The organism is Megasphaera paucivorans (assembly GCF_900103535.1).
Lineage (GTDB): Bacteria > Bacillota > Negativicutes > Veillonellales > Megasphaeraceae > Megasphaera_A > Megasphaera_A paucivorans.
The window spans coordinates 87,875-101,729 of sequence record NZ_FNHQ01000009.1 but is presented as its reverse complement, the minus strand read 5'-3'; the positions used below and the strand labels follow the sequence as shown (position 1 = coordinate 101,729).

Here is a 13,855-nt window from a genome sequence, read left to right as displayed (position 1 = left end):
GGGCACATCTGCGAAGATATTTTGTAGAGGCTCTCCCGAAGGACACGAAAAGTCCGTCCGCCACCTTTGCTAGCCAAGGCATTACCTACTGCAACAAGCTATTCGAGATCGAAAGAACTCTTACGGATCTCCGCGGCGAAAAGCGAAAGATAGCGCGTCTGAAACAGGAAAAACCTGTTTTAGATGTCTTTTGGGCGTGGGTAGAATCTGCAAGAGACACCCTTCTGCCAAAATCAAAGTCAGCCGAAGCTGTACACTATGCCCTTAATCATAAAAAAGAGTTGATGAACTATCTTTTAGACGGAAATTGCGCTATCTCCAATAATCTCATCGAAAACAGCATACGTCCATTCACTGTAGGACGCCGGAATTGGTTGTTCAGTGGAAGTCCCAGAGGTGCAGCTGCAAGCGCAATTGTTTATAGCATTGTTGAAACAGCCAAGGTCAACGGCCTCAATCCCTATAAATACTTGAAATTCGTTTTTAGCGAATTACCTGGCGTACAGTTCGAACAACATCCTGAATTCCTTGAAGATTATCTTCCTTGGAACAACGAAGTTCAACAACTCTGCAAATAAGGCAGTGACTTGAGTATATCTCGGTCATTGCTTTTTTTCTATACACTCTGTTATTAACCGCTTACATAAGATCAAAGATAAGGTAACTGCATGATATACTTTAGTTTAGTATTAGCGACAGCTTGCTGCGGAGGTATTGCAACTGCGGAAATACTGCATCTGCAGCATGAATATTACATTGCAGGATTGGTTATCAACCTTATCGCGATGGGGGCAATGCATTATAGGAAAAAAATGTTTTTTTTATTTCTTATACCGCTTTTTTTCTTCTTAGGGGCATCACGGCTGCAATATGTATCTGAGGAATATCATAAACTTCCGGCATATTTGATTGGGCATGCTATTTACATGGAAGGTGTTATTGAAGAACAGAAAAATACATATGAATCGGATAAAGGAAAGGTGACCCGCTATGTTTTTTCTTTGACTCAATTTTCCTATAAAGGAGAAAACGTACGGCATGCTGCTTCCGGGCGGGTCTATATTACGCTGCCCGCATTACCGTCATGTCTTCCTTCTTCTCATATTGGAGTAACAGGAAGTATACATGCTGTAAAATATTATAAAAATACAGGAATGTATGATGCACTCCATCGGGATCGGGAACAATATATCATAGGAACCGTATATGTGGATACGCCCCAAGATATACGATATTTAAAAGAAGCATCGGGATGGCCGCTTTTTGCATGGAACATACGTGAAAATATGACACGTAATTTTATGACGATTCTCAGCAAAGAAAATTCATATCTTCTCAGTAGTTTACTTTTCGGAGGGCATTATGAAGACTTGCCTAAAATACTTATTAATAGTTTTAGTACGACAGGTCTTATACACATACTTTCTGTATCAGGTTCACATGTTTCTTTATTATTGAGCATTGTACAACTTATAGGAGGATTTTTCGGATTAAGAGAACGCAGATTATTTATTTTATCTGCCGTGCTGGTTGTTTTTTATGGTGCTTTGTCAAATTTTACAGCGCCTGTTATTCGTTCTGTTATTATGGGGCTTATTAGTGCGTATAGTTTGGTGGCCAGACGAGATTATACAAGTTGTCATGCTCTGGCAGCAGCCGTCATTGTGATGGTTCTTTACAGCCCATATCTTTTATATGATTTAAGTTTTCAATTGTCGTGCGGTGCTTCAGCGGGTATTGTTTTGCTCCAGCAGCCAGTTAGAAAAAAACTAACCAGCTTACCGAATTTTTTACAAGAAAGCCTGACGGTCTGCATAAGTGCTCAAATATTGCTGGTTCCTTTCTTGTTTGCCAATTTTTTTTCGTTCCCTTTGTATTCGTTCCTTGCGAATCTTATCATTGGACCTGTTTTAGACAGCACTATTGTTTTAGGACTTATTGCAGCTTTTTTGGGGATTTTTTTCACACCGGGAATGACCGTGTTATTATGGATAATAAATCCGCTCCTTACTTTGGCGGTAAATGGAAATTACTTCATTGCGGCTCTGCCGTATAGCAGAATATGGAGTGGAGCACTATCGCTATCTTCAATTGTTGCCTATTATATTTTTGTTGGAACATTATTTTTTCCGTTGCCGAAGAAAAAGAAATTAATACTATTTTCTGTGTTTTTAGTCAGCATCAATTTTTTATGGCGGCAATGGAACAGACCCGAAGCAGTTATCTATGTTTTCGACATGGGAAATGATAGAGCGACATGTAGTATACATAGTGATAGTTCTGTCCATGTGTGGTATAATAAAAGCCAATGGTCCAATCCGGAACAAATAGCCTGCGTCCTCACTCCGGCTTTGCGCCATAAAGGTATTTTTTCCCTTGATACAGCTTATATCAGCGGCTACGAGGCGAAACAAACGGCACAGCAATTAACAGAACAGTTTTCGATAGGACATCTTACCACGGTCCCTGCCGGTAAGGAATATAAGCAGTCGTACTATGAAGCTGTAGCAGGTAGGGTTCCTTATTATATTTACGATACGATTTCTCATGGTATTATACTTCCTACGGCTTGTATTGAAATACGATCATTGCGGCATGGAACAGAAAAGATACCCTTCCCTAAAGAAGCGGCTGCGTTAATATTATTTCGCAGCGGTAAAGGTGACATGGGCTGGGAAACTTGGCAGGAAGAGGCTGCCTATTATGGAATACCTTGTTTTTCTCCTTTTCGAACAGGTGAAATCATTGCCGTCTTTCGTAAAGGGAAGTGGAGATTTTCTTCTTATGGTGGTGATTCAGAATGAATTCTATAAAAATTATATATGGAACAGAAGAATATCTAATGGAAGAGGCGCGCAGAAAGTTTATTCTTTCTTGTCGAAAAACATTCGGCAGCGATATAGACATTCAAACGTTTTCCAAAGAAACACCGCCTGCTCGGGTGGTGGAGTCTTTTGAAGGAACCTCTCTGTTTGGCAGTGGGGGTATCTGTATATGGAATGAATCTCCCTATTTGCCTGTAAAACATGGCGGGCGGTCACGGAGCAAACTTTCTAAAGATGAAGAATGGTTTCTTGATAAGATCAGCCGTTTGCCGGATCAACAGGCCGTTCTTTTTTATACAAAAGGTATGGTGGATATGGGGAGCGTTTTTTATAAAAAACTGAAACCCTTAGCAGATACAGTACAATGTGAACCTGTTACAGATCGTAATGCTATGATGTATGTAACAGAATATTTAAAAGGAAAACAGAAAACGCTTACCGGTAAAGCGGAACAGTACCTTCATGCTTTATTTCAAACGTGGGAATCTATCTCACTCATGTATGTGTTTTCAGAACTGGAAAAACTTTGCATTATGCTTGATGAACATCAAACATGTATTGATGTTGCTGAACTAACGCATCTGTTTTCAGGTACTATGGAAAAAAATCTGTTTACTTTTATGGAGGCTTTTCTTCACCGAGATGGCCGTCATGCCATACCACTGTTGACGGGACTTTTTTCTCGTCAGGATGTGTTTCTTAAAAATACGGGGTATATGATGTCACGGCTGCGCCTGTTAAAAGCATACAAAGAACTAAAGCATAGTCAGGCCGGAGCTGTGCAATGTGAGTCCGTTTTAGCGCAAATCAATAAGGGGAGGAGCGTAAAATATGTTTTATTCAGTTTGAAAAAGGTAGAAACATATTGGACGGCGGCAGAATTAGATGAATTAATTAGTAATATATTTAAATTACAGCTCAATATTCGCAGGGGAATGGGGTCACACGAGGATATGGTACCTCTTGTCTGCTTGTATTGCTGCAGTGCAAAAGGAAGGCACCTATAGTGACAGAAGAAGAACAAGAACGAAAAGAACGGATGAGAGAATATCGTCGCAGATATCAGGAAAAACACGGTATTCGTCATCATCATATTCCATGGAAAAAAGGATTCATTGCATTTGGTATTATATGTGCTCTCAGTACCGGGGGATTTCTTTTTGCACAGAGTAAAACTATTGATTTCGTTACACTAGATGGACAACCTGTTGCAAATATGACCGAAGATGATATTCAACAATATCTTGATGAAAGAGAAAACGATTTACATAAGAAAACTCTTTCGCTTACGGCACAAGGAGTAGATGAAACGCTTTCTTTAAAAAAAATGAATGGTCATTACGATCGCCAGCGTATCAATGATGATATATTTCTTGTTGGACGCATCGGTACGCCTATACAACGTATCGCAGATGTATATACGACGCTGCGATATGGAAAGAATGTGCCGCTGGCCATCGAAGTAAATGATGATATGCTTACCGATTTTACGAATCACATTCACGATAAATATGATGTAGAAGAGAAAAATGCATATGCTGTTCCCAATGGCAGTTCTGTCGTTTTGCATAACGGGACGGATCGCATCGTGATTGATGCAGGGCAGCTGAAGAATCAGATTCTTGATGAACTGCATAAAGGAAATACAGGGGATATTGCAATAACGGTACAGGATCGCAAAGAACCAGCCATCAAGGAGAAGGACTTAAAAGGGATTGATACGGTGCTATCCTATTATACGACTCATTTTGATGCGTCAGCGGCAGATCGCGATGAAAATATAAAGATTTGCCAGAATCTTCTGACGCACGCATTGGTACCGGCAGGAAAAGCGTTTTCTTTTAATGATACCGTTGGCACGCGCACGCGTGATAAAGGATACAAGGATGCACCTGTTTACTTTGATAATAAGGTGGTCATGGATGCTGGCGGTGGTGTTTGTCAGGTAAGCACAACTCTTTTTAATGCGGCGCTGAGAGCCGGACTTATTATTGATCATCGGTCGCCTCACTTCGCTCCTGCCGAATATGTTCCAGTAGGGATGGATGCTACTGTGGCTGATGGGTCTTTGGATTTTGGCTTTACAAATCCGTTTAAACATCCTATATATATTTATACTGCAATGACAGGGAGTGCGCTGACTGTATATATTTTGGGAAATTCCGCAGATACGTGTGAGGTATCCTTTACGACGCTGTCTCAAAAGACGCTCCCGCATAAAGTTGTTTATAAGCACGATGATTCTGTCACGGACGATGTACGCGAACAAGAAGGATATGATGGACATGATGTAACTATCCGGCGTGATGTATCATACAAAGATGGAGATAAATATACGGATAAAATTGTATCCCATTATGATCCGAATACATTAATTATTCGTACGTCGGGTCCGTCGTCGGAACAAACGGTTCAAGACACAAATTTAGATGGGGAAACACCACAGGATGTTATTATTAACAAATTACATGACATGACAGATTAACAATGTTATAGTATTTTTTTGAGAGGAAAGAAGTTATGAAGGTCTATCATATTGTCCCTAAGGACGCAATGACAATACAATTAGACGATGTAAATCGCATAACTGTTGAAAAAGTATGTATGGCAGATGCCGGCAAGAAGTGGCATATATATACCCAGGGACAAGAATGCCGGAATCTAGAGGATTTGAAAAAAGCTGTTTGCCGACAATTATCTATCAACGGAGATGTCATACTTGATCATACTGTAAAAACGAATGTACCCAATATTGTTTCAACTCAGGCAGCGGTGGTGGATGCTGACGCTGATTTTGATTCCCTTTGTGAGACTGCCAATGGAGTCGATCTTTCTTGTGATGGCCGCCCTATGCCGGAAGAAGATACGGAGGAAATTATTGATACAGCAGATCGAGATGAGGAAAGCTATGCGATTCCGCATGAGGATATGTACGAAAATTTATATGAAGAATCTGATGATCTTTGTGATGATGCGTATATCAAAGCTTGTAAAGCTGTTGTCGAGGGGCCTAAAAAGACAACGCCGGGCGGCAATTCTGCCGGCAGCGCTCAGTCGACTTCTGGTGTCGACAGCCGCATATGGATGGGAAAAAGCTTTACTGGTGAAACAATAGCCATTAATGATGTTTCTGGAGAAGAAAGAAATGGAGTTATTTTTAAAGGAAAGATTGTTAAAGCGGAATTTCGTGAATTGAAATCAGGCAGGACGTTGTTGTCGTTTCAAATAGCAGATAAAACAAATGGTATATCAGCGAAAAAATTTATTGATGTATCAAAAGGGGCAGGGAATCCTAATGCGAAATATCGCCGTAAAGATTCCATGACGCCCGAAGGATTTGACGCCTTGCAGAAAAACCTCAAAGAAGGGGTTTTTGTTCGCGTGCATGGCGACGTAAAGTATGATAATTATCAAAATGATTATGTACTCAATGTATATGATATTATGCCGGCTGAAAGCAGTGCAGTCGAACGAGAAGATACAAATCCAACTCCGAGAGTGGAATTGCATCTGCATACTATCATGAGTGATATGGATGCCCTTATTACTGTTAAAGAACTTATTAAAACCATAAAAAAATGGAAGCATCCGGCGGTGGCTGTCACCGATCACGGAGTGGTCCAATCCTTTCCGCTTTTACAGGAAATTGCAACAAATCCTGTAAATAACGTCAAAATTATTTATGGCATGGAAGGGTATTTGTTTGATGAACATATTGATGAATCATATCATATTGTCATTTTGGCAAAAAATATAGTGGGGCTGCGCAATCTATACAAGCTTATCAGCATTTCCCATTTAAAATATATCTATCGCAGTCGTCCGCGGATTCCTCGGGCGGTACTCAATGAATATAGAGAAGGCCTTTTGTTGGGATCAGCTTGTGAAGCAGGCGAACTTGTGCGTTCTATGGTGCAGAAAAATTTGCCATACGAAAAACTGAAAGAAATTGCCTCCTATTATGATTATCTTGAAATTCAGCCGCTTACGAATAACCAATTTTTGGTACGTGAAGGATTGGTGGAAAACGAAGAAGGATTGCGTAATATTAATCGTACGATAGTTAAATTGGGTGATGAACTGGGCAAGATGACGGTGGCTACTTGTGATGCTCATTTTTTAAACCCCGAAGACAAAATATATCGTGAGATTTTAATGACTGGCAAGGGATTCAAGGATGCCGCTTTTCAACCTGATTTGTATTTGCGTACGACCGATGAAATGTTGGAGGAATTTTCTTATTTAGGAGAAGAACGAGCCAGAGAAGTTGTAATTACGAATCCAAATAAAATTAATGACATGATTGAAAAAGTACGACCTGTACCGAAGGAGACGTTGTATTTTCCGAAAATCGAAGGGTCATCAGAGGCATTGAAACAAATGTGTTATGATAAGGCACATGAAATTTATGGAGATCCTTTGCCGAAAATTGTGGAAGATCGATTGACAGAAGAATTTACATCTATTTTAGGTCATGGATTTGGTGTATTGTATTATATCGCACATAAACTTGTAAAGCACTCTAACGATGACGGATATCTAGTAGGTTCACGGGGGTCCGTTGGTTCTTCTTTTGTTGCGACGATGTCAGGAATTACAGAAGTAAACCCGTTGCCGCCTCATTATGTTTGTCCGTCCTGTAAGCACAGTGAATTTTTTGAAGATGGTTCTGTTGGCGGGGGATTTGATTTGCCTGATAAAAAATGTCCTGTATGCGGCGCACAATTGCAAAAAAATGGACATAATATTCCATTTGCTATTTTCTTGGGTTTCGATGGAGATAAAGTACCGGATATTGATTTGAATTTTTCCGGTGAATACCATCCAAAAGCCCATAAATATACAGAAGAATTGTTTGGCAAGGATAATGTTTTCCGTGCGGGTACTATTGGCGCGGTCAAGGATAAAACTGCATACGGTTATGTTATGAAATGGGCTGATTCCAAAGGCATTACGGTTAATGATGCTTTTGTCAATAGCCTTGTTTCCGGCTGTACCGGCGTTAAAAATACGACAGGACAGCATCCCGGCGGGGTTATGGTAATTCCACGTGATATGGATGTTCATCATTTTACACCGGTTCAATATCCCGCCAATAAAAAAGATTCAGGTATTATTACGACTCATTTTGACTATCATTCTATCGAAGGACGTCTGGTCAAGCTGGATATTCTGGGACATGATGATCCGACATTCATACGTATGCTCGAAGATTTGACAGGACTTGATGCGACGAAGGTACCTTTTGATGACCCGGCAACCATGAGTTTGTTCAGCTCTACCAAGGCACTGGATCTGGATCCACAGGAACTGGGAAGTGAAGTGGGCAGCCTGGGGATTCCTGAATTCGGGACTTCGTTTGTCCGGCAGATGTTGGTGGATACCAAACCTAAGACGTTTTCTGAATTGGTTCGAATTTCCGGCTTTTCTCATGGGACGGATGTCTGGCTCAATAATGCCAAGGATTTAATTACTTCTCATACTGTTCCTTTAAAAGAGGCCATTTCTACGCGTGATGATATTATGAACTATTTAATTGAGCATGGAGTAAAACCAAAGACCGGGTTTAAGGTCATGGAAAATGTCCGAAAAGGGAAAGGCATTGATAAGAAAAATAAACTCGGTCAAAAGACTACAGATTATGAAACAGAGCTTAAAGCAGCTCATATCCCCAATTGGTTTCTCGAATCATGTCACAAAATTGGGTATTTATTTCCGCGAGCCCATGCAGTGGCGTATGTAATGATGGCTTTTCGTATTGCTTGGTTTAAAATTAATCAGCCATTAGCTTATTATGCTGCTTTTTTTACCATCCGGGCAAAGGCCTTTAAACTATCGTGCATGGTCCCCGGATTAGAAGCACAACGGCGTGCTATGAAAGAAATTGCAGCGCAGGGGAAGGCGGCGTCTCCGCGGGATCAGGATCTTTATTCAGCACTGGAAATAGCGGTGGAGATGAGCTTGCGCGGATATTCTTTTTTAAATGTCGACATTAATTTATCGGCAGCAACGAAATTTACTATTTATGAAGGAAAATTACTACCCCCGTTTACGGCGGTGGAAGGACTGGGAGAAAATGTTGCTGAACAGATCGTTACATCTCGTGAGCAGCAGCGGTTCAGTTCTAAAGCGGATCTTAAAATGCGGGGCAAAGTTTCGCAGTCACTCATTGATCTAATGTCGGAACAAGGATGTTTGGGGGATTTGCCGGAGGACGAACAGATAGACTTGTTTGCCATGTAAATTACCTATCGACATTTATGCATTTCTGCTTTATAATAAATAAATGAATTTAATAGGATAAAGCGTAAAAGCAAAAGGCGAGAGAGGTGTCATTATGAGTGCCAATGAAAAATTGAAGGATCATCTTCATGATCAATTATTTGAATCTATTCTGGAATTAAAGGATTTGGATGAGTGCTACGAGTTTTTTGAAGATTTGTGTACAGTTCAAGAAATGAAAGCCATTTCTGCAAGACTTGAAGTTGCACGAATGCTCAAGGCCGGTGACATATATGAAGACATCGTCAAAAAAACCGGGGCTAGTACGGCGACGATTAGCCGCATTAAACGTTGTCTTATGTACGGCAGCGGCGGGTACGACAAAATTCTTGATCGTATGGCTCAGAAACATCCGGAAATGATTAAGCTGGAAAAAAAGAAATAGATAGGTGTACAATAAACTGCCCCTCATAAGCTAGATTTTTCAAGTCTAACTTATGAGGGGCAGTTCATTGTGAGGCGTTTTTTTGAATTAAATAATGATGTTCTTGATGCAGGTTATTTTACTTTATTTTTTAATGTTCCGATATCCGAGATTGAAATTTCTACACAATCGCCTGAATGCAGATAGCGAGGAGGATTAAACCCTACGCCAACACCTGAAGGTGTCCCGGTAGCAATGATATCACCGGCTTGTAACGTTGTGCCTTGTGAAATAGTTGTGATTAATTGAGGAATTGTAAATATGAATTCTCCTGTTGAACCGTCTTGACGAACTTCGTTATTTACTTTGGTTATCACATCAAAGTTATCTGGGGCAGCATCACGAAGCAATATATAAGGACCCATGGGACAAAATGTATCTAGACTTTTGCCATGAAACCACTGACTGTGATTACGTTGCAAATCACGAGCGGTAACGTCATTGAGAATAGTGAAACCATATACATAATCCATGGCTTCACTTATGGGAATATCAGAATCGCTTTTGCCGATGATAACAGCTAATTCTCCTTCGTAATCAAGTTCTGATGTTACATTTTTGTGTGGATTGATCAAGTCTTCCGGGCCAATAATGCTGGAGGTCGCTTTTGTAAAAATAATGGGGTATTTTGGGATATCAGGGGTGGTTGTTTTGTCAAATTCTACAATATGTTCAGTATAATTTTTGCCAATGCAGAAAATGTTGCGTTCTGCATGAGGAATGGGAGCAAGAATACGAATTGTATCGAGAGGTTTTGCTTCGATGGCACCTTCTTTTTCATTTTGTTCCAAGGCATCTGCAAGAGCTAACAGACCGTCATTCCCTTGTCGAATAAATTCCAGAAGTGTTTCTGGAAAGGGGGTAAAGAAAGCTTCTTCTAAAGCAATTGCACTGTATACGCCTGTTTCTTCTTCGTTAAGAACTCCCCATTGGACGAGTCCCATATCTTCGAAGGTTAATAGTTTTTTCATATTCATGGATTGGCCTCCTTGTGTTACTTTATATTTAATTATAATTTCTATTATACCATAGATGATATAGCAAATCATGGTGTCGAAACAAAGTAGATTGTGGTACAATACTTTCGTATGAACGAAAGGAGAGATTTTACATGGAGAAATATAAAGTTGTAATAGCTGTAAATTATATACATCCTCGTTTTTTAGAAATGATTGCGCCGTACTGTGAAATTATTCGGCAATGGAAATATCCTGAACAGATATCAGAAAATCTTTTGACTCAATGGATCAGCGGAGCAGAGGGACTTGTAGCCGGACAAGGATCCCCGGTAACGGCGAAAGTACTGGCCCAAGCAACCAATCTAAAAGTAATAACGCTTCCGCAAACCGGATATAATGAAGTAGATATTGCGGCGGCAACGGCTTATGGCATTCCCGTGGGACATACCCCCGGAGTTCTTACGGAAACAGTGGCCGAACTGGCTATGGCAATTACCTTATGTGCTGCCCGTGATCTTATCCCGGCACATCAATTTGTGCTGGAGGGTAAATGGATGGAAGGTACATATCCTGTTTTTGGCATGGACTTATCACGACGTACTATGGGAATTTTGGGAATGGGAGCCATCGGTATATCATTATCCCGACGGGCACGTGCCTGCGGAATGACGGTTATTTATCATAATCGACATCCTAGAACGGATGATACTGTCCGGTGTACGGAATATGTTACGGTTGATGAACTTTTGCGCCGCTCTGATGTGCTGGTTGCTGCAATGCCTCTTACTGATGAAACACGGCATATGATTGATATAAACTGGTTTAAGAAAATGAAAAAAACAGCTATTTTTGTTAATATTGCACGAGGGGGTGTTGTGAATACATCGGACTTAATAACTGCGTTGCAAACCGGACAAATTGCAAAAGCGGCTCTTGATGTATCTGAACCGGAACCGTTGCCAGTGGATCATCCGTTGCTGGCTTTGCCGAATGCATTGGTATTCCCGCATATTGGCAGCCTTACGGAACGGACACGAAGGGATATGGCCGAATTGGCGGCACGTAATTTATTGAAGGGCCTTGCGGGAAACGCACTGGAGACATGTGTGAATGAGAAAGTAAATTATAGTTCTAATTCTTAAGTAGTTACTAGTTTGACCGTCGTATTTATGCTACAATAGAATATCATAGTAAGAAAGAGGAGAGGGCGTTCCATGGACAACGAAATCACAAAAAACTTTATCGAAAATTTTATTGACGAAGATAATGAGGCAAATACGTATGATAAGAGGGTACATACGCGTTTTCCGCCGGAACCGAACGGATATCTGCATATAGGGCATGCAAAATCAATATGCCTTAATTTTGGGATAGCAAAAAAATACGGCGGTCTAACAAATCTTCGTTTCGATGATACTAATCCGGCCAGGGAAGACATAGAATACGTTGATTCTATTAAAGAAGATGTAAAATGGCTGGGGTTTACTTGGGATGATCGCATGTTTTATGCCTCCGATTATTTTGATAAGCTGTATGCGTATGCTGTAAAACTTATTAAATTGGGAAAAGCTTATGTAGATGATTTAACAGGGGAACAAATCCATGAATATCGCGGTACTTTTTCTAAGTCTGGCAAGGAAAGTCCGTATCGGGACCGCAGTGTGGAAGAAAATATAAAATTATTTGAAGAGATGAAGGCTGGAAAGTACGCTGACGGAGAAAAAGTACTACGTGCAAAAATTGACATGGCCAGTCCTAATATTAATCTCCGTGATCCGGTCATTTACCGAATTGTGCATGCAGAACATCACCGCACCGGCAATGCGTGGTGCATTTATCCTATGTATGATTTTGCGCATCCCGTATCGGATGCGATAGAACGTATTACACATTCTATCTGCACACTTGAATTTGAGGATCATCGTCCTTTATATAATTGGGTGCTGGAAGATTGGGATGATCCGGAAGGCCAGAAACCTCGCCAAATCGAGTTTGCCAGACTCAATGTAACAAAGATGATTACAAGCAAACGCAAGTTGCGCACACTTGTGGAAAAAGGAATTGTCAGCGGCTGGGATGACCCTCGTATGCCGACCATTTCGGGAATACGCCGCCGTGGCTACACTCCGGAAGCAATTCGTGATTTTTGTGAACGCATTGGCGTAGCCAAAGCAGATAGTATGGTAGATATCTCTCTTTTGGAATATTGTATTCGTGAAGATTTAAAACTTAAGGCACCGCGCATTATGACCGTTATAGATCCTATTAAAGTGGTTATTACAAATTATCCAGATGAGTTGGTAGAAGAACTGACGGCTGAAAATAATCAGGAAAATGAAGAAATGGGACTGCGTACTATCCATTTCAGCAAAGAGCTGTATATTGAACGGCAGGATTTTATGGAAGAACCGATAAGAAAATTTTTCCGTCTTGCCCCGGGTAAGGAAGTGCGTTTAAAATATGCGTATATCATTAAATGTGAGGAAGTTATTAAAGACGCGGCGGGAAATATACTGGAACTCCATTGTACGTATGACCCGGAAAGTAAGAGCGGCAGCGGTATAAATGCTAATCGTAAGGTAAAAGGAACGCTGCACTGGGTATCGGCTGCCGATGCTGTTGATGTAGAAACACGATTGTATGACTATCTCTTGGCTGATGAAACTCCTGAAAACGACGAAGATGACAGTATATCGGATAATAAAGATTTTCTTTCTAAAATTAATCCGCACAGTTTGGATGTATATCATAGTAAAGCGGAAGCGTGTATTAAAGAGGCTGCAATAGGGGATCATTTTCAATTTCTGAGACAGGGATATTTTGTCATTGATCCGGACACGACAGCAACGCATATTGTCGTTAATCGTATTGTAGGTTTGCGGGATACCTGGGCGAAAATGCAGAAAAAAGAAGGATAGATAAGAAGGACATAAAGATTTGATTAAACTGATATTAAAGAAATGGACCGGCTAAGAAAATTCTTGGAATTTTATTAGAAAACCGGTTCTTTTTCGTCTTTCAGTTGCGGCTATTATGACTAAACTGTATAATGATAGAGTACACAAAGTACCTGTAAGAGGGGATGATTTTTTTGAAAATGATTGGAGCTCATGGCGTAGGAATGTTTATTTTGTTTCTGGTCATTGGAGGTATCCTGGGAGGTATTCTGGGTGAATTATTATCTCAGATCAGTTTTGGCAGCCTTATGCCCATGTTATCACAACACTATGAAATTTTTAATATTCAAAATGTAGACTTGAATCTCTATGTACTGGAACTCAAATTTGGCATTCGTTTTGCACCTAACATACTAAGCTTGTTAGGCATACTGCTTGCTGTATTTATCTTCCGACGTCTTTGATGGG

Annotated in this window: 10 protein-coding genes; 9 read left to right on the top strand and 1 reads right to left on the bottom strand. The window is 40.5% G+C overall.

Annotation, left to right across the window (positions count from 1 at the left end; all coding sequences use genetic code 11):
* The 6 genes from BLR11_RS05835 to BLR11_RS05810 form a co-directional block, all read left to right on the top strand.
* Positions 1-578 (top strand): IS66 family transposase (locus tag BLR11_RS05835; protein ID WP_143006408.1); only part of this gene is annotated, 578 nt, incomplete at its 5' end.
* 90 nt (positions 579-668) lie between these two features.
* Entirely contained in the window at positions 669-2,804 is a 2,136-nt protein-coding gene (locus BLR11_RS05830) for a ComEC/Rec2 family competence protein (RefSeq protein ID WP_091649321.1), read from the top strand.
* Positions 2,801-3,832 (top strand): DNA polymerase III subunit delta, encoded by a 1,032-nt coding sequence (holA, locus tag BLR11_RS05825; RefSeq protein ID WP_091649319.1) that lies wholly within the window; start codon positions 2,801-2,803, stop codon positions 3,830-3,832. Before BLR11_RS05830 ends, holA begins: the two co-directional genes overlap by 4 nt.
* Positions 3,832-5,310, top strand: coding sequence for a VanW family protein (locus BLR11_RS05820; protein WP_245675097.1), 1,479 nt, complete (start codon positions 3,832-3,834; stop codon positions 5,308-5,310). Before holA ends, BLR11_RS05820 begins: the two co-directional genes overlap by 1 nt.
* A 35-nt stretch (positions 5,311-5,345) precedes the next feature.
* Entirely contained in the window at positions 5,346-9,068 is a 3,723-nt protein-coding gene (locus BLR11_RS05815) for a PolC-type DNA polymerase III (protein ID WP_091649317.1), read from the top strand.
* A 94-nt stretch (positions 9,069-9,162) separates the two neighbouring features.
* Positions 9,163-9,492: a YerC/YecD family TrpR-related protein gene (locus BLR11_RS05810; protein WP_091649313.1), complete on the top strand. Its 330-nt coding sequence runs from the start codon at positions 9,163-9,165 to the stop codon at positions 9,490-9,492.
* Positions 9,493-9,605: 113 nt separating this feature from the next.
* Here BLR11_RS05810 and BLR11_RS05805 read toward each other — a convergent pair whose 3' ends face one another.
* The gene (locus BLR11_RS05805; protein WP_091649307.1) at positions 9,606-10,508 is read right to left on the bottom strand and encodes a fumarylacetoacetate hydrolase family protein; all 903 of its coding nucleotides are present in this window, start codon (positions 10,506-10,508) and stop codon (positions 9,606-9,608) included.
* A 134-nt stretch (positions 10,509-10,642) separates the two neighbouring features.
* Here BLR11_RS05805 and BLR11_RS05800 point away from each other — a divergent pair, with 134 nt between their 5' ends.
* The 3 genes from BLR11_RS05800 (at position 10,643) to BLR11_RS05790 (ending at position 13,851) form a co-directional block, all read left to right on the top strand.
* On the top strand, positions 10,643-11,632 hold the full coding sequence (locus tag BLR11_RS05800; RefSeq protein ID WP_091649304.1) for a 2-hydroxyacid dehydrogenase: 990 nt from the start codon (positions 10,643-10,645) through the stop codon (positions 11,630-11,632).
* A 72-nt stretch (positions 11,633-11,704) separates the two neighbouring features.
* Positions 11,705-13,408, top strand: a complete 1,704-nt coding sequence (locus tag BLR11_RS05795) for a glutamine--tRNA ligase/YqeY domain fusion protein (protein ID WP_091649301.1) — start codon at positions 11,705-11,707, stop codon at positions 13,406-13,408.
* A gap of 179 nt (positions 13,409-13,587) precedes the next feature.
* Positions 13,588-13,851: a DUF4321 domain-containing protein gene (locus BLR11_RS05790; protein ID WP_091649330.1), complete on the top strand. Its 264-nt coding sequence runs from the start codon at positions 13,588-13,590 to the stop codon at positions 13,849-13,851.
* The last annotated feature ends 4 nt before the right edge of the window (positions 13,852-13,855 follow it).

Bases quoted from the DNA above. Each gene is read 5' to 3' on its own strand.
- BLR11_RS05830 (WP_091649321.1), top strand. From the start codon at position 669: ATGATATACTTTAGTTTAGTATTAGCGACAGCTTGCTGCGGAGGTATT.
- holA (WP_091649319.1), top strand. From the start codon at position 2,801: ATGAATTCTATAAAAATTATATATGGAACAGAAGAATATCTAATGGAA.
- BLR11_RS05815 (WP_091649317.1), top strand. From the start codon at position 5,346: ATGAAGGTCTATCATATTGTCCCTAAGGACGCAATGACAATACAATTA.
- BLR11_RS05810 (WP_091649313.1), top strand. From the start codon at position 9,163: ATGAGTGCCAATGAAAAATTGAAGGATCATCTTCATGATCAATTATTT.
- BLR11_RS05805 (WP_091649307.1), bottom strand. From the start codon at position 10,508: ATGAATATGAAAAAACTATTAACCTTCGAAGATATGGGACTCGTCCAA.
- BLR11_RS05800 (WP_091649304.1), top strand. From the start codon at position 10,643: ATGGAGAAATATAAAGTTGTAATAGCTGTAAATTATATACATCCTCGT.
- BLR11_RS05795 (WP_091649301.1), top strand. From the start codon at position 11,705: ATGGACAACGAAATCACAAAAAACTTTATCGAAAATTTTATTGACGAA.
- BLR11_RS05790 (WP_091649330.1), top strand. From the start codon at position 13,588: ATGATTGGAGCTCATGGCGTAGGAATGTTTATTTTGTTTCTGGTCATT.